Annotated in this window: 18 protein-coding genes; 15 read left to right on the top strand and 3 right to left on the bottom strand. The window is 67.5% G+C overall.

All coding sequences use genetic code 11. The features are described from left to right. The first annotated feature begins 269 nt into the window (after positions 1-269). The 4 genes from AC3WUM_RS22080 to AC3WUM_RS22095 all read left to right on the top strand — a co-directional run bounded on the left by AC3WUM_RS22080 (position 270) and on the right by AC3WUM_RS22095 (position 4411). On the top strand, positions 270-923 hold the full coding sequence (locus tag AC3WUM_RS22080; RefSeq protein ID WP_007183471.1) for an MBL fold metallo-hydrolase: 654 nt from the start codon (positions 270-272) through the stop codon (positions 921-923). Beyond that, positions 923-1705, top strand: coding sequence for a metallophosphoesterase family protein (locus tag AC3WUM_RS22085; protein WP_492413059.1), 783 nt, complete (start codon positions 923-925; stop codon positions 1703-1705). Before AC3WUM_RS22080 ends, AC3WUM_RS22085 begins: the two co-directional genes overlap by 1 nt. Next, on the top strand, positions 1705-2889 hold the full coding sequence (locus AC3WUM_RS22090) for a BaiN/RdsA family NAD(P)/FAD-dependent oxidoreductase (protein WP_492413061.1): 1185 nt from the start codon (positions 1705-1707) through the stop codon (positions 2887-2889). The genes AC3WUM_RS22085 and AC3WUM_RS22090 overlap by 1 nt, the downstream gene beginning before the upstream one ends. Positions 2890-2959: 70 nt before the next feature. Further along, positions 2960-4411: a trypsin-like serine peptidase gene (locus AC3WUM_RS22095; RefSeq protein ID WP_492413063.1), complete on the top strand. Its 1452-nt coding sequence runs from the start codon at positions 2960-2962 to the stop codon at positions 4409-4411. On the opposite strand, the gene AC3WUM_RS22100 is transcribed toward AC3WUM_RS22095, so the two are convergent. Beyond that, positions 4383-6140 carry a peptide MFS transporter gene (locus AC3WUM_RS22100; protein ID WP_492413065.1) on the bottom strand — a complete coding sequence of 586 codons (1758 nt, stop codon included), beginning with the start codon at positions 6138-6140 and terminating at the stop codon, positions 4383-4385. The two genes, AC3WUM_RS22095 and AC3WUM_RS22100, sit on opposite strands and share 29 nt — an antisense overlap. A 220-nt stretch (positions 6141-6360) precedes the next feature. Between AC3WUM_RS22100 and AC3WUM_RS22105 the strand changes: the two genes are divergently transcribed. The 11 genes from AC3WUM_RS22105 (at position 6361) to AC3WUM_RS22155 (ending at position 21356) form a co-directional block, all read left to right on the top strand. Then, positions 6361-8391 (top strand): S9 family peptidase, encoded by a 2031-nt coding sequence (locus AC3WUM_RS22105; RefSeq protein WP_492413067.1) that lies wholly within the window; start codon positions 6361-6363, stop codon positions 8389-8391. 43 nt (positions 8392-8434) lie between these two features. Then, complete coding sequence (fsa, locus tag AC3WUM_RS22110; protein ID WP_492413069.1) at positions 8435-9082, top strand: fructose-6-phosphate aldolase; 648 nt, start codon at positions 8435-8437, stop codon at positions 9080-9082. A gap of 73 nt (positions 9083-9155) precedes the next feature. Beyond that, positions 9156-10880, top strand: coding sequence for a M28 family metallopeptidase (locus AC3WUM_RS22115; protein WP_492413071.1), 1725 nt, complete (start codon positions 9156-9158; stop codon positions 10878-10880). A gap of 442 nt (positions 10881-11322) precedes the next feature. Continuing rightward, positions 11323-11958 (top strand): ATP phosphoribosyltransferase, encoded by a 636-nt coding sequence (gene hisG / locus AC3WUM_RS22120; RefSeq protein ID WP_492413073.1) that lies wholly within the window; start codon positions 11323-11325, stop codon positions 11956-11958. After that, positions 11951-13246, top strand: coding sequence for a histidinol dehydrogenase (hisD, locus tag AC3WUM_RS22125; RefSeq protein ID WP_492413074.1), 1296 nt, complete (start codon positions 11951-11953; stop codon positions 13244-13246). Before hisG ends, hisD begins: the two co-directional genes overlap by 8 nt. A gap of 49 nt (positions 13247-13295) precedes the next feature. Further along, complete coding sequence (locus AC3WUM_RS22130) at positions 13296-14189, top strand: DUF4382 domain-containing protein (protein ID WP_492413076.1); 894 nt, start codon at positions 13296-13298, stop codon at positions 14187-14189. Between the two features lie 127 nt (positions 14190-14316). Further along, positions 14317-15555, top strand: coding sequence for an efflux RND transporter periplasmic adaptor subunit (locus AC3WUM_RS22135; RefSeq protein ID WP_492413078.1), 1239 nt, complete (start codon positions 14317-14319; stop codon positions 15553-15555). A gap of 74 nt (positions 15556-15629) precedes the next feature. Further along, the gene (locus tag AC3WUM_RS22140; protein ID WP_492413079.1) at positions 15630-16316 is read left to right on the top strand and encodes an ABC transporter ATP-binding protein; all 687 of its coding nucleotides are present in this window, start codon (positions 15630-15632) and stop codon (positions 16314-16316) included. A gap of 31 nt (positions 16317-16347) precedes the next feature. Beyond that, positions 16348-17499 (top strand): ABC transporter permease, encoded by a 1152-nt coding sequence (locus AC3WUM_RS22145; protein ID WP_492413080.1) that lies wholly within the window; start codon positions 16348-16350, stop codon positions 17497-17499. 4 nt (positions 17500-17503) lie between these two features. After that, complete coding sequence (locus AC3WUM_RS22150) at positions 17504-18682, top strand: ABC transporter permease (protein ID WP_492413082.1); 1179 nt, start codon at positions 17504-17506, stop codon at positions 18680-18682. 196 nt (positions 18683-18878) lie between these two features. Then, positions 18879-21356 (top strand): sensor domain-containing protein, encoded by a 2478-nt coding sequence (locus AC3WUM_RS22155; protein ID WP_492413084.1) that lies wholly within the window; start codon positions 18879-18881, stop codon positions 21354-21356. Positions 21357-21395: 39 nt separating this feature from the next. On the opposite strand, the gene AC3WUM_RS22160 is transcribed toward AC3WUM_RS22155, so the two are convergent. Beyond that, positions 21396-22352 (bottom strand): formylglycine-generating enzyme family protein, encoded by a 957-nt coding sequence (locus AC3WUM_RS22160; RefSeq protein WP_492413086.1) that lies wholly within the window; start codon positions 22350-22352, stop codon positions 21396-21398. Beyond that, positions 22349-24751, bottom strand: coding sequence for an SUMF1/EgtB/PvdO family nonheme iron enzyme (locus AC3WUM_RS22165; protein WP_492413088.1), 2403 nt, complete (start codon positions 24749-24751; stop codon positions 22349-22351). Before AC3WUM_RS22165 ends, AC3WUM_RS22160 begins: the two co-directional genes overlap by 4 nt. Position 24752: the final 1 nt, after the last annotated feature.

Below are 24752 nucleotides of genomic sequence, written 5' to 3' on the forward strand. Positions count from 1 at the left end.
CATGGCCCGAGACGGCAAAGCTTTCGAACTCCAACCAGCCTCAGGCATCTTGACCTGAAACACAGTTGCTCTCCCGCGAGCGGGAGAGGGGTAAGCAGCTTGGTGCCATCGAACTGAGGGTGTCGAGACCGTCGGCTGATTGTGAGACCGGAGAGCTGATAGCGCCGCGGGCTGGGTTGGCACGCGGGACAGGGGCGACACGGGCCCGGCCCCGAGCGCTGTGCCGAGCTGCGCTATGCTTTCCGCACATTTGCCACATAGCAGCCGCCATGTCCGCGTTGAAGTGCGAAATCATTCCCGTCACTGCCTTCCAGCAGAACTGCTCGCTGGTCTGGGATCCGACGACGATGCGCGGGGCGCTCGTCGATGCGGGCGGTGACATCGCGCAGCTGCTCGAGCGCGTGAAGCATCACGGGGTGACGCTCGAAAAGCTGCTCGTGACGCATGGGCATCTCGATCATGCGGGTGCGGTGGCCGATCTGGCCGAGCAGTTGTCGCTGCCGATCGAAGGGCCGCACCGCGACGACGAATTCTGGATCGAAGGCATGCCCGAGGCGGGCCGTCGCTATGGTTTTCCGCCGCTGCGCAGCTTCACGCCGGACCGCTGGCTCTCCGACGGCGACACCGTGACCATCGGCACGATGACGCTCGACGTGCTCCACTGCCCGGGCCACACGCCGGGACACGTAGTGTTCTATCACGCGCCGTCGAAGGCGGCTTTCGTCGGCGATGTGCTGTTCGAAGGCTCGATCGGGCGCACCGACTTTCCGCGCGGCAACCACGACGATCTGATCCGCTCGATCCGCAGCAAGCTGTTCCCGCTCGGAGACGACATCACCTTCGTGCCGGGCCACGGCCCGCTGTCGACCTTCGGCCGTGAGCGCCAGAGCAATCCGTACGTGAGCGATCGCGTCGCCCGCTGATGCGGTCGCCCGCTGCGATGCGCATCGCGCTGATCTCGGACGTTCATGGCAACCTGCCGGCGCTCGAAGCGGTGCTCACTGACATCGACCGGCGCAAGGTCGATCGCCTCTTCAACCTCGGTGACATCTGCTACGGCCCGCTATGGCCACGCGAAACCTGGCAGCGCTTGCAGACGCTGGCCCTGCCGACGCTGACGATTCAAGGCAACCAGGATCGCGACATCCACGATCACGATCCCAGCCTGCTGCCCACGCGTCCGACGCTGCGCGACAACGTCGAGGCGCTCGGCGCAGGCGGGCTCGCGTGGCTGCGCGGCCTGCCGAAGACGCTGAGCCTCGATGAGGTCTACGCCTGCCACGGCACGCCCGACAGCGACCTGATCTATCTGCTCGAAGACGTGAGCAGCGGCGATGCGCAGCTGCGTTCAGAGCTCGAGTTGCAGCAGCTGCTGTCCTCGCGCAGCGAGGCCGTGATCGTCTGCGGGCACACGCATACGCCGCGCAACCTGAAGCTCGCCAGCGGCCAGCTCATCGTGAACCCGGGCAGCGTCGGCCTGCCTGCCTACGACGATCTGCTGCCGGTTCCGCACCGCATGCAGACCGGCTCGCCGACCACACGCTACGCGCTGATCGAACGTGACGAAACGGGCCGCTGGACCGCCGAGCTGCTCAGCGTCGAGTACGACTTCGAATCCGCCGCGCAGCAGGCCGAACGCAACGGGCGAGTGGACTGGGCCGGCTGGCTGCGCACCGGGCTGGCCGATCTGCCGAAGGCGGCCTGATGGACTTCGATGTCGTCGTCATCGGCGGTGGCGCCGCCGGCCTGTTCTGCGCCGCGAATGCCGGTGCGCGCGGCTTGAGCGTGCTGGTGCTCGAACATGCGAACAAGGTCGGCAAGAAGATTCTCATGTCGGGCGGCGGGCGCTGCAATTTCACCAATCTCGACGTGCGGCCCGATCGCTATCTGTCGGCGAACCCGCACTTCTGCAAATCGGCGCTCGCGCGCTACAGGCCGGAAGCCTTCATCGCGCTCGTCGACAAGCACGGCATCGCCTGGCACGAGAAGGAGCTCGGGCAGTTGTTCTGCGACGACTCGTCCAAGCTCATCGTGCGCATGCTGCTGGCCGAATGCGAAGCCGCGAACGTGCGCATCGAAACCGAGACGCCGGTGCTGCGCGTGCAGCATCGCGACGGCGGCTTTGCGCTCAATACCGGGCTCGGCCCCGTGCATTGCGCCAAGCTCGTCGTCGCCACCGGCGGGCTGTCGATTCCGTCGATGGGCGCGAGCGGCTTCGGCTTCGATCTCGCGCGCCAGTTCGGCCACCGGATCAAGCCGACGCGCGCCGGACTGGTGCCGCTGACGCTGTCGGGCAAGCCGCTCGAGGCGCACCAGGAACTGTCGGGGCTATCGCTGCCCATCGAGGCGAGCTGCGGCAACGCGAGCTTCAGCAACCAGATGCTGTTCACGCATCGTGGGCTGTCGGGCCCGGCACTGCTGCAAATCTCCTCGTACTGGGAGCCCGGCAAGCCGCTGCGAATTGATCTGCTGCCCGGCGAAGACGCGCTCGCGCTGCTGCAGGCCGAGCGGCGCGATCGTCCGAACATCGAGCTGCGCACGGCGCTCGGCACGCATCTGCCGAAGCGGCTCGCACAGAAGCTCGTCGAAACGCTGTTCCCTGCGTTCGATGGCAAGCCGCTGCGACAGCTGCGCGATTCGGACCTGGCGCAGATTGCGGCGCAGCTGTCGAACTGGCCGATCACGCCGAACGGCACCGAGGGCTACCGCACGGCCGAAGTCACGCTCGGCGGCGTCGATACCGACGAGCTGTCGTCGTCGACGATGGAATCGAAGCTGCAGCCGGGCCTGTACTTCATCGGCGAGGTCGTCGACGTGACCGGCTGGCTCGGCGGCTACAACTTCCAGTGGGCCTGGGCATCGGGCAAGGCCGCCGCGCAGGCTTTGTGACGCCCGAAACGCGATCGCGGCCGACAGCGTAGGATCGCCGCCAGGCTCCCCACCGTCCAAGCGCAAGCTCATGAAACTCAAGCTCCGCCTGCTCGCATTCGGCTTCGCCCTGACCTGCTCGCTGCACGTACAGGCCGCGATGCAGCCCGACCTGTCCAGCCTCAACGCCGTGCCGCGCCACGCGGTCGCAGCCTCCACCGTCGCCAAGGCGCTCGCGCAGGTCTCGGACAAGAGCCGGCCGCTGCGCTTCGCGGTGCTCGCCGATCTTCCGGTCGCGCTCGACGGCGGGCTGTGGGACCGCGCGCCCGACGACCGCGCCCGCTGGCGCGCGCGCGTGAGTTCGGCCGGAGCGCTCGCCATCGCGCTGGAGTTCTCGCGCTTCTCCTTGCCGGCCGGCGCCGAGCTGTGGCTCTACGACGCCAGGGGCGAACTCGTGCAGGGCCCGTACTCGCGGCGCGACCAGACGCCCGAGGGCAAGCTCTGGACCGCGCTGGTTCCGGGCGACGAGGCGGTGATCGAGCTGCGTGTTCCAGAGGCGCAGAAGTCCGCCGTGGGGCTGCAGCTCGGCAAGCTCAGCCACGCCTATCTCGACATCAGCAAGGCCGCCGTCGACGCACCGGCCAAATCGGGCTCCTGCAACGTCGATGTCATCTGCAGCGACGGCGACAACTGGCGAAACGAAATCCGCTCGGTGGCCCTGCTGAGCATCGGCAACGAGTACGTCTGCTCGGGCCAGCTCGTCAACAATGCGCGGCGGGATCGCAGCCCGCTGCTGCTGACCGCGAACCATTGCGAGATCGGGCAGGCCTATCCGGCTTCTTCGGTGGTCACTTACTGGAACTACCAGACCAGCACCTGCAACCGGGCAGTGCCGAACGGCAGCCTGAGCCAGTCCATCAGCGGTGCGAGCCTGCTGGCCGGCGACGTCGGCAGCGACTTCACGCTCGTGCGCCTGAGCTCGACGCCGCCTGCCGCGTACAACGTCTATTACGCAGGCTGGGACGCCGGCAGCGCGACGCCGCGCTCGGGCGTCGCCGTCCACCATCCGGCCGGCGACGAGAAGCGCATCAGCACCTATACCTCGTCGGCGAGCGCGCAAACCGTCTGCATCGACGGCGAGGCCTGCACGCGGCGCGTGCGCGCCTGGCAGGTCAACTGGGCGCGCGGAACCACCGAGCAGGGCTCGTCGGGTGGCGGGCTCTGGAACCAGGACCATCGGCTCGTCGGCGTGCTGTCGGGCGGCAATGCCTCGTGCGCCAATACGGGCGGTAGCGATTACTTCGCCCGCCTCAACGCGGCTTACCAGGCCAACAGCGCGAGCAGCGGCCAGCTCAAGGCCTGGCTCGATCCGGACAACAGCGGCATCACCAGCCTGGCCGGGCTCGACTCCAGGGAGGTCACCGGCCCCGACGACGAGGAGGACGGCAGCGGCGGCGGCAGCCTCGGTGGCGGCCTGCTCGCCGCGCTCGCGGCGCTCGGCGGGCTGCGCCGCCTCACTTCACGCCGTGCATGCCGCGCTTGAGCAGCGGCACGAGCAGCAGCGCGACGAGGCCGGTCGCCAGGCCGACTCCGATCATCTGGCCGAACAGTTCGCCGTAGCGGACCGAAGCCTCGGCGAAGTTCAGCGCCTCGCCTTCGGGAACCTTCAGCGAGGCGAGCTTGCTGAACTGGGCGGCGAGCACTTCGGAGTACGCGGTCGCGAGCCAGAATGCGCCCATCATGAGCCCGACCACGCGCCCGACCGATAGCTGGGTAACGGCCGACATGCCGATCGGCAGCAGGCAGATTTCGCCGATCTCGAGGATCAGGTAGGCCAGCACCAGCCACCAGACGCTCGCGAGTTCGCCGCCCGCGGCCGCGTTGGCGCCCATCAGCAGCGGCCAGAACGACAGGCCCGAGGCGATCAGGGCGAAGGCCATCTTCGCGGGCTTGCTCGGGTTGAGCTTGTGGCGATCGAGAAACGGCCACAGCCACGAGAACAGCGGGGCGAGCACGACGAGGAAGAACGCGCCGAGGAAGGTCAGCGAGCCGGCCGTCTGCGGCACCAGCACCACGTCGTGCGCGATCGCGACGACGATGCCCGCGCAGAGCGCGACGACCATCGCGACCGCGAGCGGCTTGTGTCCGCGGTCACTGGCCTTGAGCGCCATGATCATGAGCGGAGGCGACAGCACGAGTGACCAGAACGCCCACGGCAGGCCGCCGTGCTCGCCGGGCTGGCCGAAGAAATTCTTCGTCGACAGCCGATCCGTGTAGGTGATCCAGGCGCCGTAGGTCTGCTCGTAGAGCGAGTAGAACAGCAGCACGCCGACGATCAGCGCCACCAGCGTGAGCATCTGCAGGCGCTGCACGCGGTCGCAGTGGCGGACCAGGAACCAGACGAACCAGGCCGCGAAGCCGGCCGCGATGATGTGCATGGCCCCGTGCACGGTTGCGGTGCGCTGGATCAGCTGCCAGACCACCAGCACGCCGGCGATGCCGCCGAGGTAGATCGCGGCTTCGCGCGTGATCGGTCCCACCTTTTCGCGCAGCAGCGCCGGGTTGGCCGGTTCTGCATGCCCAAGCAGATACTTCTGGCCCCACAGGAACATCGCCAGGCCCGCGAGCATGCCGACACCGGCAGCGCCGAAGCCGTACTTCCAGCCGAAGGTTTCGCCCAGATACGCGCAGATCAGGCTCGCGAACATCGCGCCGACGTTAATGCCGGCCGCGAACAGCGTGAAGCCGGAGTCGCGGCGCGGATCGTTCTCGGGGTAGAGCCGGCCGACGATGGTCGAGATGTTCGGCTTCAGAAAGCCCACGCCCATGATGATCAGCGCGAGCGACAGGTAGAACACCTGCAGCGCGAAGTCGTCGCGCACGGTCACACCGTCGACGACCTTGGCCGCGTGGCCCTCGTAGGCCATGCCGAGGTGGCCCAGCACGAGCAGGCTGCCGCCGAACACCACCGCCTTGCGCATGCCGAGCCAGCGGTCCGCCACGAGGCCGCCGATCACCGGCACCGCGTAGACCAGCCCGCCGTAGGCCCCGAGCAGGTCGTAGCCGGCGTCGTCGCCGAACAGGTGGTACTTGAGCACGTAGAGCAGCAGCAGGGCCTTCATGCCGTAGAACGAAAAGCGCTCCCACATCTCGGTGAAGAAGCAGACGTAGAGCCCTTTCGGGTGGCCGAGGAAATCCTGGTTCGCCGGGCCGTGGGCCGGGTCTGCCGCCGTACGGCCGGCAGGCCCCGGCGTAGCGTGGGTGCTGGGCATGAGCTTGATTTGTCCCGTGTTTGTCAGGCCCCGGCGCTGGCCGGGTGTGCGCAATCTACACCGTCGAAGCGTGCCAAGCCCTGGCAAACTCCTTACCATCCCGTCTTTGGAAAACGACCGCTTCCGAACGAGCTTCGGACCGACCCATCGGGGATTTCCCGCCAAGACCGCGCGAGCACGCGCGCGGTCCTGCGGGGATTCCCAGGCCCTGGAACCCACCATGACCCGCCTGATCATCTCGGCTCTGCTCGCCCTCGCCGTCTCGCCCGCCTGGGCGCAGGGCGACAAGAAGCCGCTCAACATCCGCGACGTCGTCGCCTTCGAGCGCGTCTCCGACCCGCAGGTCTCGCCGGACGGCAAGCTCGTGGCCTACGTGCTGCGCGCCACCGATCTCGAAGCCAACAAGGGCGTGCGCTCGATCTGGCTGCTCGACCTGTCGGCCAAGACCCAGCGCAAGTTCAGCGACGGCGCCGGCAATTCCGACACCCCGCGCTGGTCGGCCGACGGCAAGACGCTCTACTTTTTGTCGACGCGCTCGGGCAGCCAGCAGGTCTGGCAGCAGTCCGCGGTCGGCGCCGAGGCCAGGCAGGTCACCAAGCTGCCGCTCGACGTCGGCAGCTACGCGGTCGCGCCCAAGGGCGGCAAGCTGGTGGTGTCGATGGACGTCTTCCCGGACTGCGACACGCTCGAGTGCAGCAAGAAGCGCGGCGAGGACAAGCCCAAGGCCAGCGGCGTGGTCTACGACAAGCTGTTCGTGCGCCACTGGGACACCTGGGCCACCGGCGCGCGCTCGCAGCTGTTCTCGCTCGATCTGGCCGGCGACGGCACCAAGGCCAAGCAGATCGCCAAGATCGACGGCGACGTGCCGTCCAAGCCCTTCGGCGACGCCGCCGACTACACGATCACGCCGGACGGCAAGACGGTGATCTTCTCGGCCCGCATCGCCGGCAAGACCGAAGCCTGGAGCACCAATTTCGACCTGTTCCAGGCCAACATCGATGGCTCCGGCAAGCCGAAGAACCTGACCGCCGACAATCCGGCCTGGGACACCCAGCCGCTGGTCACGCCCAATGGCCGCACGCTGGTGTATCTGGCGATGAAGCGTCCGGGTTTCGAAGCCGACCGCTTCCACATCATGGTGCGCGACCTGCGCAGCGGCAAAACCCGCGAACTCGCGCCCAAGTGGGATCGCTCGCCCTCGAAGATCGCGCTGTCGGACAACGGCAGCACGCTCTACGCGACCGCCGACGACACCGGCCAGCACCCGCTGTTCGCGATCAACCTCGGCAACGGCCTGATCAAGAAGCTCACCGAAGCCGGCAGCGTGGGCGGCTTCGACCTGTCGCCCGACGGCATCGTCTACACCTACAACACGCTCGACAAACCCGACGATCTCTACCGCATCGGCTGGACCGGCGGCACCACCCAGCTCACGCGCCACAACGCGACGCGCCTCGCGGGCATCGAGATGGCGCCGTACGAGCAGTTCAGCTTCGAAGGCTGGAACGGCGAGACCGTCTACGGCTATGCGATGAAGCCCGCGGGCTACCAGCCCGGCAAGAAGTATCCGGTGGCCTTCATCATCCACGGCGGCCCGCAGGGCAGCATGGGCAACCTGTTCCATTACCGCTGGAACCCGGAAGTCTTCGCCGGCATGGGCTTCGGCGTGGTGTTCATCGACTTCCACGGCTCGACGGGCTACGGCCAAGCCTTCACCGACAGCATCTCGGGCGACTGGGGCGGCAAGCCGCTCGAGGATCTCAAGAAGGGCTATGCGCACGCGCTCAAGAGCTACGACTGGCTCGACGCAGACAAGTCCTGCGCGCTCGGCGCGAGCTACGGCGGCTACATGGTCAACTGGATCGCCGGCAACTGGAACGAGCCGTTCAAGTGCCTCGTCAACCACGACGGCGTGTTCGATACCCGCATGATGGCCTACTCCACCGAAGAGCTCTGGTTCTCCGAATGGGAGAACGGCGGCACGCCGTGGGAGAAGCCGCAGAACGTCGAGCACTTCAATCCGGCGCGCTTCGTCGAGAAGTGGAAGGCGCCGATGCTCGTCGTGCAGGGCCAGCTCGATTACCGCATTCCGGTCGAGCAGGGCCTTGGCGCATTCACCGCACTGCAGCGTCGCGGCATCGACAGCCAGCTGCTGTATTTCCCCGACGAGAATCACTGGGTCGTCAAGCCGAACAACAGCGTGCAGTGGTACGACACCGTGCAGGCCTGGCTCGGCAAGCATCTCAAGTGATTTTCGAAAGACTCCTCCCCCGAAACCAGAACGGACTCCAGCGATGAAATTCTTCCTCGATACCGCCGACGTCGGCGAACTGCGCGAAGCCGCGGCCTCAGGCCTCGTCGACGGCGTCACCACCAACCCTTCGCTGATCGCCAAGACCGGCCGCAAGCTCAACGACGTGGTGCGCGAGATCGTCGAGATCGTCGACGGCCCGATCAGCGTCGAGACCATCAGCACCGATGCGCCGGGCATGATCAAGGAAGGCCTGGAGTTCGTGAAGATTCACAAGAACATCGTGGTCAAGGCCCCGCTCACGCGCGAAGGCCTCAAGGCCACCAAGGCGCTCGCGAGCGAAGGTGCCAAGGTCAACGTCACGCTGTGCTTCTCGGCGCTGCAGGCCCTGCTCGCGGCCAAGGCCGGCGCGGCCTACATCTCGCCGTTCGTGGGCCGTCTCGACGACGTCGGCCAGGACGGCATGACGCTGATCCGCGACATCTGCCTGATCTACCAGAACTACGACTTCACGACCGAAGTGCTCGCCGCCAGCCTGCGCCATCCGATCCACGTGCTCGAAGCCGCCAAGGCCGGCGCCCACGTCGGCACGCTGCCATACAAGGTGTTCCAGCAGCTCTACGATCACCCGCTCACCGACATCGGCCTGGCCAAGTTCCTCGCCGACTGGAAGAAGGTGCCGTCGGCCTGACCGACGCCGTCGTTCACCCTCGCCTCGCGCGCCGCATGAACGGCGCACGAGGCGGCTTCACACTCGAATGCCCATGCCCCAGCTCCGCGCCTCGCTGTTGCTGCTCGTCACTTCGCTCGCTGCGGCCGCCTGCGGCAAGCACGAGGCTGCGCCCACGCCACCGCCGTCGGCCGGCGCGGAGGCGCTCAACTCGATCGACCAGGCACGCGCGCAGATCGACACCGCCGGCCTGCTCGGCCATATCCGCACGCTGTCCTCGGATGCCTTCGAAGGCCGCCTGCCGGGCACGGCGGGCGAAACCAGGACCGTCGAATACCTGAGCAGGCAGTTCGAGAAGATGGGCCTGGCGCCCGGCAATCCGGACGGCAGCTACGTGCAGAAAGTGCCGCTCGTCGGCATCCAGGGCAAGGCCACGTTCAAGCTCAGCGTCGGCGGCAAGACCATCGAGATGCAGCCGAATCGCGACTTCGTCGCCGCCACCACGCGCTTCGTGCCCGAGGTGAAGGTCGACGACTCCGAGCTCGTGTTCGTCGGCTACGGCATCCAGGCACCCGAATACGACTGGGACGATTACAAGGGCCTCGACGTCAAGGGCAAGACGCTCGTCATGCTCATCAACGATCCGCCGATCGCAAGGGCCGACGATCCCGAACATCTCGACGAAGCGATGTTCAAGGGCCGCGCGATGACCTACTACGGCCGCTGGACCTACAAGTTCGAGATCGCCTCGAAGCTCGGCGCCGCGGGCGCGATCATCGTCCACGAAACCGAACCCGCCGCGTATCCGTGGGCGGTGGTCGAAAGCTCCTGGGGCGGCGAACAGTTCTCGCTCGCCAATCCCGACCAGAACATGAGCCGCGTGCCGGTGCAGTCGTGGATCACGGCCGACAAGGCGCGCGAGCTGTTCACCGCCGCGGGACAGGATTTCGACGAGCTCAAGCGCCAGTCGCTCAAGCGCGAATTCGCGCCGGTGGCGCTGCCGGCCAAGGCCAGCTTCGCGATCAAGAACAAGATCCGCCAGGTGCAGTCGCAGAACGTCATCGCCAGGATCACCGGCTCCGATCCCGAACTCGCCGACGAATATGTGATCTACACCGCGCACTGGGATCACCTCGGCAAGGACACGGCCCTGCAGGGCGACCAGATCTACAACGGTGCGGTCGACAACGCGAGCGGCACCGCGGCCGTGCTCGAGATCGCGCAGGCCTTCCAGTCGCTGCCGGTCAAACCACGTCGCTCGCTGCTGTTTCTGGCCGTGACCGCCGAAGAACAAGGCCTGCTCGGCTCGCAGTTCTACGCCGAGAACCCGCTCTATCCGCTGCAGCGCACGGTCGCCACGATCAACATCGACGCGATGAACGTCTGGGGCCGCACACGCGAGCTGCAGGTGATCGGCATGGGCCAGAACACGCTCGAGGACGACCTCGCCAAAGTGCTCGAACGCTATGGCCGCGTCACCGTCGCCGACGAGCATCCCGAGAAGGGCTCGTACTTCCGCTCGGACCAGTTCAACTTCGCCAAGCAGGGCGTGCCCTCGCTCTACGCCGACGACGGCACCGACGTGATCGGCAAGCCCGGCTACGGCGAGCAGAAGCGCCAGGCCTACACGGCGACCGACTACCACAAGCCCTCGGACGAGATTCACAGCGACTGGGATCTATCCGGCACCGTCGCCGACACCCAGGCCTTGTTCGACCTCGGCGACAAGGTCGCGAACGACGCGATCTGGCCGACCTGGAAGCCGGGGTCGGAGTTCAAGGCGAAGCGAGAGGAGAGTTTGCGGGCTGCGGGGCGGTAATGGTTGCCGTCGGAGCTTTGCGCTGGCTTCGCGCTAGCGCAGCTACGCGCTGAGCGTTCTTGACCTAGCCGGTCGAGCTAGAAAGTACACACGGGACCACCGCGGCGCGGGTGCCCTCGCGCGCTGCGCTGCTGGTCCCCTCTCCCACTGGTGGGAGAGGGTGGTCCTAAGGACCGGGAGAGGGAAAGCTTGGAAAATGCGCCCACTTTTCGGAGGAACCCTCTCTCCCCGCCTCCGGCGGGACTCTCTCCCGCAAGCGGGAGAGAGGAACAGCAAGGCAGCTCAACTCTAAAGAGTCTGCGGCGAGGCGTAGGCCATTGGCCAAAAACCTCAGCGCATAGCTGCATCAGCGCAAAGCCCCAACGAGCCCCCCAGCACCCTTCCCCCCACAAACGCTAAAATCCACACCCTTTTGGCCACCCGGCCGACGCGCAGCCCCCTCATGACCGGTCTCACCCTCGCCCTCTCCAAGGGCCGCATCCTCGAAGAAAGCCTTCCGCTACTGGAGCGCATCGGCCTGGCCCCGGCCGGCGACATCGATCGCCTGCTGCGCGTGCCTTCGCAGAATCCGGATGTCTCGCTGCTGATCATCCGCCCGACCGACGTGCCGCCCTACGTCGAATACGGTGCGGCCGACATCGGCATCGTCGGCAAGGACATTCTCATGGAGCACGGCGGCACCGGGCTCTACGAACCGCTCGACATCGACATCGCCAAATGCCGGCTGTCGGTCGCGGTGGTCAAGGGCCACACGCCGCCGCGCAACCGCCGGCTGCGCATCGCCACCAAGTACCCCGAGATCGCGCGCCGCCACTACGCGGCCAAGGGCCAGCAGGTGGAGATCATCAAGCTTTACGGATCGATGGAACTCGCCCCGCTGGTCGGCCTGGCCGACCAGATCGTCGATCTCGTCGCCACCGGCAATACGCTGCGCGCGAACGGCCTGGTCGAGATCGAGAAGATCTGCGACGTGTCCTCGCGCCTGGTCGTCAACAAGGCCTCGATGAAGATGAAGCATGCGGCCCTGCGCGAGTTGCTCGATGCCTTCGCGAGCAACGGAGCGACCACCAATGCCTGAGATGCTGCGCCTCGACGCGAGCAGCGCGGATTTCGACGCCCGCCTCGGCGAGCTGCTCGACCGCGCGCCCGAGCAGAGCGCTTCGGTCACGCAGGCCGTCGACGGCATCGTCGCGGGCATCCGCCAGCGCGGTGACGCAGCCCTACTCGAGTACACCAACCGCTTCGATCGCCGTGAGGTCAGCGTCGCAGCCGATCTCGAAATTCCGGCTTCCGCGCTCGCGAGCGCCTGGAAGCGCCTGCCCGACGATCTGCGCGCCGCGCTCGAAACCGCGGCGGCGCGCATCCGTGCCTACGCGCGCCAGCAGAAGCTCGAAGGCTGGGAGTTCACCGACGAATACGGCAACCGCCTGGGCCAGAAGGTCACGCCGATGGACCGCGTCGGCGTCTACGTGCCAGGCGGCAAGGCGGCGTATCCGTCGTCGGTGCTCATGAACGTGATTCCGGCCAAGGTCGCCGGCGTCCCCGAGGTGATCATGGCCGTGCCGTGCCCGGACGGCGAGCTCAACGACGCCGTGCTCGGGGCCGCGCACCTGGCCGGCGCCGATCGCGTGTTCTCGATCGGCGGCGCGCAGGCCGTTGCCGCGCTGGCCTACGGCACCGCGACGGTTCCGGCCGTCGACAAGATCGTCGGCCCGGGCAATGCCTACGTCGCCGCGGCCAAGCGCGCCGTGTTCGGCCGCGTCGGCATCGATTCGATCGCCGGACCGTCGGAGATCGTGGTGATCGGCGACGGGCTCACCGACCCGCGCTGGATCGCGATGGATCTGTTCAGTCAGGCCGAGCACGACGAGGACGCGCAGTCGATCCTGATCAGCCCGGACGCCGCGTATCTCGACGCCGTCGCGGCTGCGATGGACGAGCGCATTGCCGAGCTGCCGCGCGAAAAGATCGTGCGCGCCTCGCTGCAGGCGCGCGGCGCGCTGATCCTCGTGCGCGATCTCGCGCAGGCAGCCGAGGTATCGAACCGCATCGCGCCCGAGCATCTGGAGCTGTCGGTGGAACAGCCGCGCGAACTGCTCGAGCTGATCCGCCATGCCGGCGCGGTGTTCCTGGGCCGTCACGCGCCCGAAGCCTTCGGCGACTACTGTGCGGGCCCGAACCACGTGCTGCCGACTTCGCGCGCGGCGCGCTTTTCGAACCCGCTCGGTGTCTACGAATTCCAGAAGCGCAGCAGCCTGATCGACTGCACGCCCGAGGGCGCCAGGCCGCTCGCGGCGATCGCCGGGCGCATCGCCGATGCCGAAGGGCTGCAGGCGCACGCGGCTTCGGCGCGCGATCGCGGCTGAGGCCCAACGCAGTTCCGCACGACGCACACACGAACCAGAGCGCAACGCCATGACGAACACCCCTCGCCGCCTGATCCGACTCTGCTCGCTGTTCGCGCTCGGCGCCCTGCTCGGCGGCTGCGATGACGGTCGCGTCGACATGACGCTGTCGGCCGATGCGCCTGCGCAGAACCTGCAGAACCTGTTCGTGGTGATCGACGGCGTCACCCTGCGCCGCGACGACGGCAGCGAGGAGCGCATCCGGCTCGATCAGCAGCAGCGCGTGGACCTGCTGCGCTACAACGGCTCGGACTACACGCTGATCAGCAACGAATCGCTCGACGAAGGCAGGTACGACGGCATTCGCATCGACTTCCGCGACGTGCAGAACTGCAACGGCGGCAACTGCGCCGTCACCAACACCAACGGCCAGATTCCGTTGACTATCGAAGGCGCCGACACTTTCTCCCCGCTCGATTTCAGGGTCAGTGACAACGGCAGGAGCTACCTGCTGCAGCTGCGCATGGACCTGCGGTTCTCGCTCGAGAACAACAGCAGCTCGACCAGCCGGCTGCGGCTGCGCCCCACGCTGCGCGCCGCACGCGATTCGCGCGCGGCCAGCGTCAGCGGCACGGTGCGCAATTCCATCGTCGACAACTGCAACCGCAACAACAGCGGCATTGCCGTCTATGCCTTCGATGGCCGCGACGTGACTCCCGACGATTTCGACGGCGCCGATCCGGACCCGGTCGCGAGCGCTCCGGTCACCGGCTCGTCGGGCAACTGGCGCTACACGCTCGGCACGCTGCCGCCCGGCGACTACACGGTGGCGCTGACCTGCTTCGGCGATCGCGAAGACCCGTTCCGCGACGACAGCAGCGGCAACAGTTCGCTGAGCTTTGTTAATGGCACCCGCAACGTGAGCCTCGGTTCCGGCGACAGCGAGACCGAAAACTTCAACTGATCCGCGGCAGCCGATCACGCGGCTCCGCGCAGGCCCGGGCGGACTCGAGGCCAGCCGCGTTTTTCGCTTGACGGTTGGCGTCAAGCTGCCAAAGCTAGCGGTTTCGCGCTGGGGATGCGCTGGGCTCATGAACGACAAATCCGCACTGCTGAACCAGCTCAAGATCGACCGCGAGCCCGAACGCGATCGCGGCGACGGCGGCGGCGGCCCGGGCAAGTGGATCGCGATCGGATTGCTGCTTCTGCTGCTGATCGGTGCCGCGATCTGGTGGTTCTCGAAACCTTCCGGCCTGCGGGTTCAGGCCGCGGTCGCGCAGAACGCGGGAGCTACCGCGAGCGGCCCGGCTTCGCTGCTCGACGCGAGCGGCTATGTGGTGGCGCGCCGAGCAGCGACGGTGTCGGCCAAGATCACCGGCAAGGTCACCGAGGTGCTCATCGAGGAAGGCCAGTCGGTGCGCGAAGGCGAGATCGTCGGCCGGCTCGACGACACCAACATCCGCGCCCAATTCAATCAGGCGCAGGCACAGCTCGGTTTCGCCAAGGCCAGTCATTCGCAGGTGAAGGTGCAGCTCGCCAATGCCGAGCGCGATCTCAAACGCAAGCAGCAGCTGCGCGCGCAGAACTACGTGAGCCAGGCCGAGATCGACAACGCGCAGACCACGCTCGACGATCTCAAGGCGCAGCTCGAAACCGCGGCGCGCAACGTCGATGTCGCGCGCGAAGGCCTCGACGTCGCGCAGAAGAGCCTCGACGACACCGTGGTGCGCGCCCCGTTCTCGGGCGTGGTGACGGTAAAGGCCGCGCAGACCGGCGAAATCGTTTCGCCGCTGTCGGCCGGCGGCGGCTTCACGCGCACCGGCATCGGCACCATCGTCGACATGGATTCGCTCGAGATCGAAGTCGACGTCAACGAAAGCTTCATCAACCGCGTGCATCCGGACCAGCCGGCGAGCGCCAAGCTCAATGCGTATCCGGATTGGGAAATCCCGAGCAAGGTCATCGCGATCATTCCGACCGCGGATCGCGCCAAGGCCACGGTGAAAGTGCGCGTGGGCTTTCTGCAGCGCGATGCACGCATCCTGCCCGACATGGGCGTACGCGTGTCGTTCCTGAACGAAGCGCCGAAGGCCGGCGCGGAGCAGCAGAAGCCCGGCGTGCAGATTCCGTCGCGCGCCGTGCAGGCGCAGGGCGCGCAAGGCGTGGTCTTCGTGATCCGCGACGACAGGCTCGAGCGCCGCGCGGTGAAGCTCGGCGCCAAGTCGGGAGACAATCAGATCGTGCTGAGCGGCCTTGCGGCCGGCGATCGCGTGGCGATCGGAGACAACAGCCGATTCGCCGACGGACTCGCCGTCGTCGTCGAGCCGTAGACGCTTCATCGCAGGATCGCATCGAATCCGCGCGGCACAGCCAGCCGCCGTAACAGAGCAACGGGGACAGCACCATGAACGCAATCGTGAGCCTGCAGAACGTGACCAAGCGCTACACGCGCGGCAAGCAGACGGTGGAGGTGCTGCACGACATCAACCTCTCGATCGAGCAGGGCGATTTCGTCGCGCTCATGGGGCCTTCGGGCTCCGGCAAGACCACGCTGCTGAACCTGATCGGCGGCCTAGACCAGCCGAGCACGGGCAGCGTCGCGGTGGCCGGCGAGCGCATCGACGGCCTGTCGGGTGCGCGGCTCGCCAAGTGGCGCGCGCGGCACATCGGCTTCGTGTTCCAGTTCTACAACCTCATGCCGATGCTGAGCGCGCAGCGCAACGTCGAGCTGCCGCTGCTGCTGACCTCGCTGTCGGCGAGCCAGCGGCGCAGGAACGCGGAGGTGGCCTTGTCCGTCGTCGGCCTCGCCGAGCGCGGAAAGCACAAGCCCAGCGAGCTGTCGGGCGGCCAGGCCCAGCGCGTCGCCATCGCACGCGCGCTCGTCGCCGATCCGACCCTGCTGGTCTGCGACGAACCCACCGGCGATCTCGATCGCGCGACGGCCGACGAGATTCTCAACCTGCTGCAGATGCTCAACCGGGAGCACGGCAAGACCATCGTCATGGTCACGCACGATCCGAAGGCCGCCGAGTACGCGAGCCATCAGCTGCATCTCGACAAGGGCCAGCTGGTCGGCGCGGTCGCGGCTTGACCTCGCCCGGTACGAGCCTCGGGAGCGAACGATGAAATATTTTCCGTTGCTGTGGTCGACGCTTTGGCGCAAGAAGGCGCGCACGATCTTCACGCTGCTCGCGATCGTGATGGCGTTTCTGCTGTTCGGCATGCTGCAGGGCGTGAACTCGGCGTTCAACCGCACCATCGAGCTCGCCAACGTCAATCGCCTGGTCGTCATCAGCAAGATCGCGCTGACCGAATCGCTGCCGTTCTCGTACACGCAGCAGATCGAAGCGGTGCCGGGCGTCAGCGGCGTGAGCTATGCGAGCTGGTTCGGCGGCTGGTACCAGGACCCGAAGAATCCGATCTTCTCGTATCCGGTCGACCCGACGCGCCACTTCGACATGTTCCCCGAGCTGAAGCTGCCGCCCGAGCAGCTCGAGGCCTTCCGCAACACGCGTTCGGGCGCGGTGGTCGGCAAGGCCGCGGCCGACAAGTACGGCTGGAAGATCGGCGATCGCATTCCGCTGCATTCCGAGATCTGGACGCGCAAGGCCGACGGCCAGAGCGACTGGACCTTCGATCTCGTCGGCATCTTCACGCACGACAGCGGCGACGCGATGCAGGAGAACCAGCTGCTGTTCCAGCACGAGTATTTCGACGAGGCGCGCGCCTTCGGCCGCGGCACGATCGGCTGGTTCACCGTGCGCATCAGCGATCCGAGCCAGGCCGCGCAGGTCGGCGCGGCGATCGACAAGCTGTTCGCCAATTCGCTCGACGAAACCAAGGCCCAGTCCGAGAAGGAATTCCAGATGGGCTTCATGAAGCAGATCGCCGACATCAACTACATCGTCACGCGCATCCTGGTCGCGGTGTTCGTGGCGCTGCTGTTCGCGACCGGCAGCACGATGATGCAATCGGTGCGCGAGCGCATTCCGGAGCTCGCGGTGCTCAAGACGCTGGGCTTCTCCGACACGCGCGTGCTCGTGCTGGTGCTGTCCGAATCGGTGCTGCTCTGCGTGCTGTCGGCCGCGATCGGCCTGGGCCTGGCGACACTGATGTTCCCGGCGTTCAAGGACATGCTCGGCATCGTCAAGCTGCCCACCGACGTGATCGTCGGCGGCTTCGTCGCGGCGGTGCTGCTCGCGCTCGTCACCGGCCTGCCGCCGGCGCTGCGTGCGCGCAGCCTCAATATCGTCGACGCGTTGGCGGGGAGATAAGGACATGCTCAAACAGATCTCCGCGGTCACCGGCATGAACCTGCGCAACCTGCCGCAGCGCAGCGGCATCTCGCTCGTCATCGTCATCGGCATCACGGTCACCGTGGCGGTGCTCGTGTCGGTGATGGCGATGTCGGTAGGCTTCCAGAAGACGCTGTCGAACACCGGCCGCGCCGATCGCGCGATCGTGCTGCGCGGCGGCTCCAACAGCGAACTCGGCAGCACGCTCTCGCGCGAGAACACCCAGACCATCGCCGACGCGCCTGGCATCAAGCGCGACGAGAGCGGCAAGCCGATCGTCTCGGCCGACATGGTCGCGGTCGTCAACCTGCCGCTGCGGTCGACCGGCTCGGATGCGAACGTGACCTTGCGCGGCATCAGCCCGCAGGCCGCGCAGCTGCGGCCCGAAGTGCACATCGTCGAAGGCCGCATGTTCGAGACGGCCGTGCGCGAGCTCATCGTCGGCCGCTCGGCGACCAAGCAGTTCACCGGGCTCGATCTCGGCTCGCGCATCAAGATTCGCGACACCGAGTGGACCGTCGTCGGCGTTTTCGAAAGCGGCGGCGATGCGCACGAATCCGAGCTGTTCGGCGAAATCGAAACCGTGCTGTCGGCGTTTCGCCGCAACCTGTTCCAGTCGGTCACGGTGATGCTCGAATCGCCCGCGGCCTTCGACGCGTTCAAGGACAAGCTCACCACCGATCCGACGCTCAGCGTCAGCGTCAAGCGCGAGCCCGAGTACTACGCCGAACAGTCCAAGGACTTGAGCAAGCTGCTCGATTTCATCGCCATCTGGGTCGGCGGCATCATGGCGCTCGGGGCGATCTTCGGCACGCTCAACACCATGTACACCGCGGTCTCCGCACGCCAGGTCGAGATCGCGACCTTGCGTGCGATCGGCTTCGGCGCGCTGCCCGTGGTGATTTCGGTATTCGTCGAATCACTCGTGCTCGCGCTGATCGGCGGCAGCGTGGGCGCGGCACTGGCCTGGGTGTTCTTCAACGGCAGCACCGTCAACACGCTCGGCGCGAATTTCACGCAAGTGGTTTTCAATCTCACCGTGACACCGGCGCTGCTGGTCAACGGCATCGTCTGGGCCTGCGTGATCGGCCTGGTCGGCGGGCTGTTTCCAGCCGTGCGCGCCGCGCGCCAGCCGATCGCGACGGCGCTGCGCGGCGCCTGAGGCGGGCCGCTGCCGGGCAACGGTCTTTTTTTCAAACCGGGCGCATCGAAAACCCGGCTCCCCCCGTATGTCTTTACGACTGTGACAGGGCCGTCAGAAAGCGCATCGTTCACCCCGGAATTTTCGTCACGCGTGCGCAAGACGCCTCGCTCAAGCCGCCCCACGATCTGATCTGCCGATGACCGTTGCTTCACCCATGACCGAATCTCCCACGGTTTACGCGAGCGAGGGAGACCGTGATCCGCTGCGGAGCGACCGCTGGCGCCACGCCGTCGAGAGCGCGCCCGTCGGCGTCTGGGACTGCGATTTCCAGCGCCGCATGCTGTATTGCTCGTCCGAACTCGTGCAGATCATCGGCACCGGCAGCGAGGCCGCCGAGTATCCGATGGAGTACTGGACGAACCTGATCCACGCCGACGAGCGCGAGGCCCTGGCGCAACGGTTCCAGGCGCATCTGCTGCGGCGCACGCCCAACGTGCAGTTCGAACACCGCGTCCTGCACGCCGACGGCCGCTATCGCTGGGTGCGTTCATCGCTCGCGGTGATCTCGTGCGATGAGAACGGCGAGCCGACACGCGTGGTCGGCACGCTGCAAAGCATCGACGACGTCAAGCAGGCCCAGCTGTCGGCGATGCTCGCCGCGGCACAGGACCAGGCGATCTTTAGCACCGTGCCGGTCGGACTCGCGATCGTGGGGCTCGACAGCCGCCTGCTCATGGTCAACGACGCGCTCTGCGATCTGCTCGGCTACTCGCAGACCGAGCTCATGGAGCTCAACTTCCGCGCGATCACGCACCGGCACGACCTCGACGATGCCGAGCTGCTCGAGGCGGGCCTCGCGAGCACGCGCGAGCGCTTCCGCTCGGAACGCCGCTTCATTGCCAAGGACCGCAGCGTCATCTACGCCCAGCTCGATCTGACGCTGATGCGCGACAGCGACGGTGCGCCACTGCACTTCATCGCCGCGATCAGCGATCGCACCGAAGAGCGCCTGCAGCTGCAGATGCTGACCAAGCAGCGCGAGCTCGCGCAGATCACGCTGTCGTCGATCGCCGACGGCGTCGTCCGCATCGACGAAAGCCGCCGCATCACCTACGCCAATCCGGCCGCCTGCCAGATGGTCGGGCTCGATCTCGACGAGCTGCGTCACCGCCCGTTCGCGGAGTACGTCCGCATCGTCGGTGAATCGCCCGAAGGCACCGCCTTGCGCGACGACGTGCTCGCCGAGGTCTTCGATGGCGGCCAGACGCTGCAGTTTCCGAGCGGAACGCTGCTGCGCTTCCTGCGCGGCCGCGAGATCGCGGCGGAATGCTCGGCCGCGCCGATCAAGGATGCGCTCGGCCACGTGCGCGAGGCGGTGTTCGTATTTCACGACACCACCGAATCGAACACGCTGGCCCAGGAGCTGGCCTACCAGGCCAGCCACGACATGCTCACGGGCCTGTGCAATCGCCGGCAATTCCAGTCCGCCCTCGAGAAATCGCACGCGGCACTGGTCGAGCACGGCACGCCGAGCGCGGTGCTGTTCATCGATCTCGATGGCTTCAAGGCCGTCAACGACCGGCACGGGCACCAGGCCGGTGACGACGTGCTGGTCTGGGTCGCGAGCGTGATCCGCCAGGCCGTGTTCAAGCGCGACGTGCCGGCGCGCTGGGGCGGCGACGAGTTCGCGGTGCTGCTGATCAATTGCGATGCCGAGCGCGCCTTCGAGGTCGCCAAGCGCATCGAGGTGGAGCTGACGACCTCGCAGGTCCGCCTGAGCGATTACTCGGGCATCAGCGGCAGCATCGGCATCGCCTGCATGAGCGCGAGCGACGCGAGCTGTATGTCGGTGGTCAACAACGCGGACCTCGCGGCCTCGATCGCCAAGGGCCGCGGCGGCGGCGGCATCCAGCGCTTCGAGGACATTCGTGCGCAGATCGAGGAGCGTCGCAGCCTGTTCGAGTGGCGCAGCGAGATCCTGCAGTCGCTCAAGGAAGGCCGACTGATTCCGTACGGCCAGAAGATCGTCGGTGTCGACGGCGAGCTGCTCGGCTACGAAATGCTGCTGCGCTGGGTCGACGCGGGCGGCCGGATCAACACGCCGGAGCGCATCATCGACGCGGCCGAGCGCCTCGGCTGGTCGACGCGCATCGACGGCTTCGTGTTCGGCGTGGCGAGCCGGCTCATGCTGTCGGGCCAGATACCCGAGCAGGTGCATCTGGCCGTCAACATCAGCGGCCGCAGCCTGGCCGACGCCGAGTTCCGCGATACCGTGACGAGCTTCTTCCGCGACCATCCGGAAGCCGCGAGCCGCCTCACGCTCGAAGTCACCGAAACCGCGGCGGTCGGCGACCTGAACCTGGTCGGCGCCTTCGTCTCGCGCCTGCGCGAGCTCGGCTGCGTGTTCGCGCTCGACGACTTCGGCAGCGGCTTCGCCTCGTTCTCGTACCTCAAGGCGATTCCGTTCTCGGCCGTGAAGATCGACCGCGCCTACATCCGCGCACTCGACCGCGACCCGACCAACCAGCTCATCGTGCGCAACCTCTGCGAACTCGGCGGCCACCTCGGCGTCACCCTGATCGCCGAAGGCGTCGAAACGCGCGAGGAACTCGCGGCGCTCAAGGAGCTCGGCGTCTCACGCTTCCAGGGCTGGCTGTTCCAGAAGGCGGAACCGCTGCCCTGGAGCTGGTGACGGTCGCTCGCTAAGCCTGCACAGAGATTCCGTCGCGGCTCATTTCGAAGAGGCCAGCGCCGTCTCCACCACCCGGAACCCCGTCCACACGTTGCGCTGGAATGCGCCGTAGGGCCGGCGGTCGCGCAGCGCGAGGGCGTCGACCGACTCCTGCCAGGAGCCACCGCGCACGGTCAGGTTCACGGTTTCGTCGAGTGTCCGCTCGCAGCGCTGCGATTCGGAGCGCATCGGCACCAGGAACACCGAGCAGGTCCATTCGCGCACGTTGCCGGAGACATCGTGCAGCCCCCAGGCGTTGGCCGGCCAGGAGCCGACGAAGGTCGGCCGGGCGCGTGAGTTCGGGGCGCAGCCGTTGCAGTCGGCCATCCGCTCGTCGTAGGCATCGCCCCACCAGAAGCGCGTCTGCGCACCGGCGCGCGCCGCGTATTCCCATTCGATTTCGGTGGGCAGACGGAACGAGCGTCCGGTCTCGGCACTGAGCCAGTCGGCATAGGCGGTCGCATCGACGGCGGACACGCAGACCACCGGAAACGTGTCGGATTGCCCGTAGCCGGGCTGCTGCCAGGACAGGCCGACGGCGGTGCCCAGGCACGGGAACGCGGCCCAGCTCTTGTTCTGATACCCCGAGCGCTGCACGAACAGGCGGAACTGCTCGACGGTCACTTCGGTGCGGCCGATCGCGAAGTCCTCGACCGCGTAGCCGCCGTCCTTGGCGTCGGCGAACGGCAGCACGCCGGCCGGCACCGCGAGGGTCGTCGGCAGGTTCGTCGTCTGGCTCGAGCCCAGCGACGCCCAGGGCCGATCCCCGCCCGCGGGCGTCGGCAGCGAGGTCAGCCAGACAGCCGCGACCACCGAAACCACCGCCACCGCGAACAGCACCCAGCGCATCGCCTCGCTCGGTGGCGGCTCGGGGTTCGCATCGAGGTCGAGCGGCCGGATGCGCGGCTCGTCGGCCGCTTGCTCCGGCGCCGACGACGGTTCCGAAGGACGTCTCAAGGCGCTGGACCGCGTGCGTCCTGCACGAGGCGGAATCCGGTCTGTACGTCGCGGCGATCGCCTTCGAGCGCATCGCGCTGGGCCGAGCGCAGCGCATCGACGCCCTGCAGCCAGGAGCCCCCGCGCACCGCCCGGGTGCCGCCCGCGTCGACGGCGACGCAGCGCGTTTCGGCCCCACGGCCATAAGGCTCGCCGCTCGAGCAGGTCCACTCGCGCACGTTGCCGGCGGTGTCGTAGAGCCCGAAGGCGTTGGGCGGCCAGCTTCTGACCGGCTGCGGACCGACGCGCACCACCGGGCAACCCGTGCAGGTGGCCTTGCCATCGTCATAGCGATCGCCCCACCAGAACCGGCCGCTGCTGCGTCCGCGCGCCGCGTATTCCCATTCGGCCTCGGTCGGCAGGCGGAACGAGAGGCGGGTCTGACGGCCGAGCCATTCGGCGTAGGCATTGGCATCGACCCAGCTCACGCAGACCACCGGCCGCGAGTTGCCGTTCGGGAAACCGGGTTCCTCCCAGCTCGGCGAGCGGCTGCCCGCGCTTTCGCAGGGGTAATTCTTCCAGCGCGGGTTGCTGTAGCCGGTCTGGCTGACGAACTGGGCGAACTGCTCGACCGTAACCTCGGTGGTCGAGATCGAATAGGCGGCGACCTTCACCGTGTGCGCGGGCGCGGCGGCCGAGCCCTGGGCGTCCTCGCCGATGCGGAACTCGCCGCCATCGATCGGCATCATGTCCGGCAGCAGCGGAGGCAGCGCGGACGGGGCATCGGCCGGCACCGCCGGCAATGCGGTGATCGGGCTCGCAGCGGTCGGCGTGCCCGTCACCAGCGGCGTGTCGCTGGATCGCAGCGACAAGGGCTTGCGCTTGGGCGTGCGGTCCCAGTTCCAGTTGCTGACGAGCACCGCCAGCAATGCCGCGAACAGCAGGATCGGCAGCCCGAGCACGAGCGCGTTGTAGCGCTTGCCCTCGAGCGCCAGGCCATCGCGCGGAGCGGGCGCAAGCGGCTTCTGCGTCTCCTGCGGCGGCACTTCGCCGGGAGCCTTGGGCGGCAGCAGCGGCGGCTGGCGGCGCGTCAGCGCGGGCTTTTCGCTACGCGTGACCGGCTCCTCGGGGACCACGGCCGGAATCGGCGGGATCGGTGAAGCCGGCGCTGGCGCCGCGACGGTTGGCGCGGCGGTCGGCGCAGCGACCGGCTTGACGGCTGGCGCGACGGACTCTGCGGGCGCGGCGGCGGCCGGGACGGGCGCCGCAGGTCTCTCGGCGGTCGGCGGCGGCACCGGCCGGGTCGGAACGACCAGCGGCGGAACGCTGGTCGCGGCCACTGCGGATTCGGGCGGCGGCGCGGCCGGCCCGGTGGTCGGCGGAGGCGGAACCGGGCGCGTGGTCGCGGGCTCCGGCGCCGCTGGAGATGCGGCGACCGGCGGCTCGGCGGCCAGCTGGAACGGGCTGTAGTCCGACAGCGCGGCGATGAATTCGCCCGCACTCTGGAAACGATGCTCGGGCTTCAGCGCCAGCGCCTTCCTGAGCGCCCCGCGCAGCGATTCGGGCACCTTGTCCCAGCCCCCGCGCTCGAGTGGATCGTCGGTCAGGCGATCGAGGGCGGTCGGCGGAGCCACGCCGGCGAGCATGCGGTAAAGCGTGGCGGCGGCACCGTAGACATCGGTCCAGGGGCCTTGCGTGGCCCGGCGCTGGTACTGCTCCAGCGGAGCGTAGCCGTCGGTGAGCACCACCGACATGCTCTGCACGCGCTCGCCCGCGGCCTGCCGGGCGGCGCCGAAGTCGAGCACGATGGGCTTGCCGACGGTGGCCAGATAGATGTTGTGCGGCTTCAGGTCGCGATGAACGACGCCGTGCTCGTGCACGTACTGCAGGGCATCGAGCACCGGGCGGATCAGCGGCACCGCGAGCGCCGGCTCGATCACGCTGCGCACGCGTGACAGGTAATCGCCGAGCGACAGGCCCTCGTAGTAATCCATCACGAGGTAGGCGGTGTCGTTGGCGTTGAAGAAGCTGCGCACGCGCACCACGTTCGGATGGTCGAGCCGGGCGACGATGCGCGCCTCGCGCAGGAACTGTTCCTTGCCGAACTCGAACGCCGAGCGCGTCTCCTGCGTGTGCGTGGAGACGTCGAGCGCGCCCGGATGGCGAGTGACGATGTCGCGCGGCAGAAACTCCTTGATCGCCACGCGCTGCTGCAGGTGAATGTCCCAGCCCAGGTAGGTGATGCCGAAACCGCCCGGCTGTCCGAGCACGCGGCCGACACGGAACTGGCCGCCGATGATGATGCCGTGCGGCAGGAACAGCGGCGAACGTGGAGCCGATTCGTCGTACTGGCAGACAGGACAGACCGCGACGCCGCCCTTATCGGCGAAGCAACCGGGACAATGCTTTTGGAAGCTCATT

The sequence above is a fragment of the Hydrocarboniphaga sp. FW305-C-57 genome (assembly GCF_058783045.1).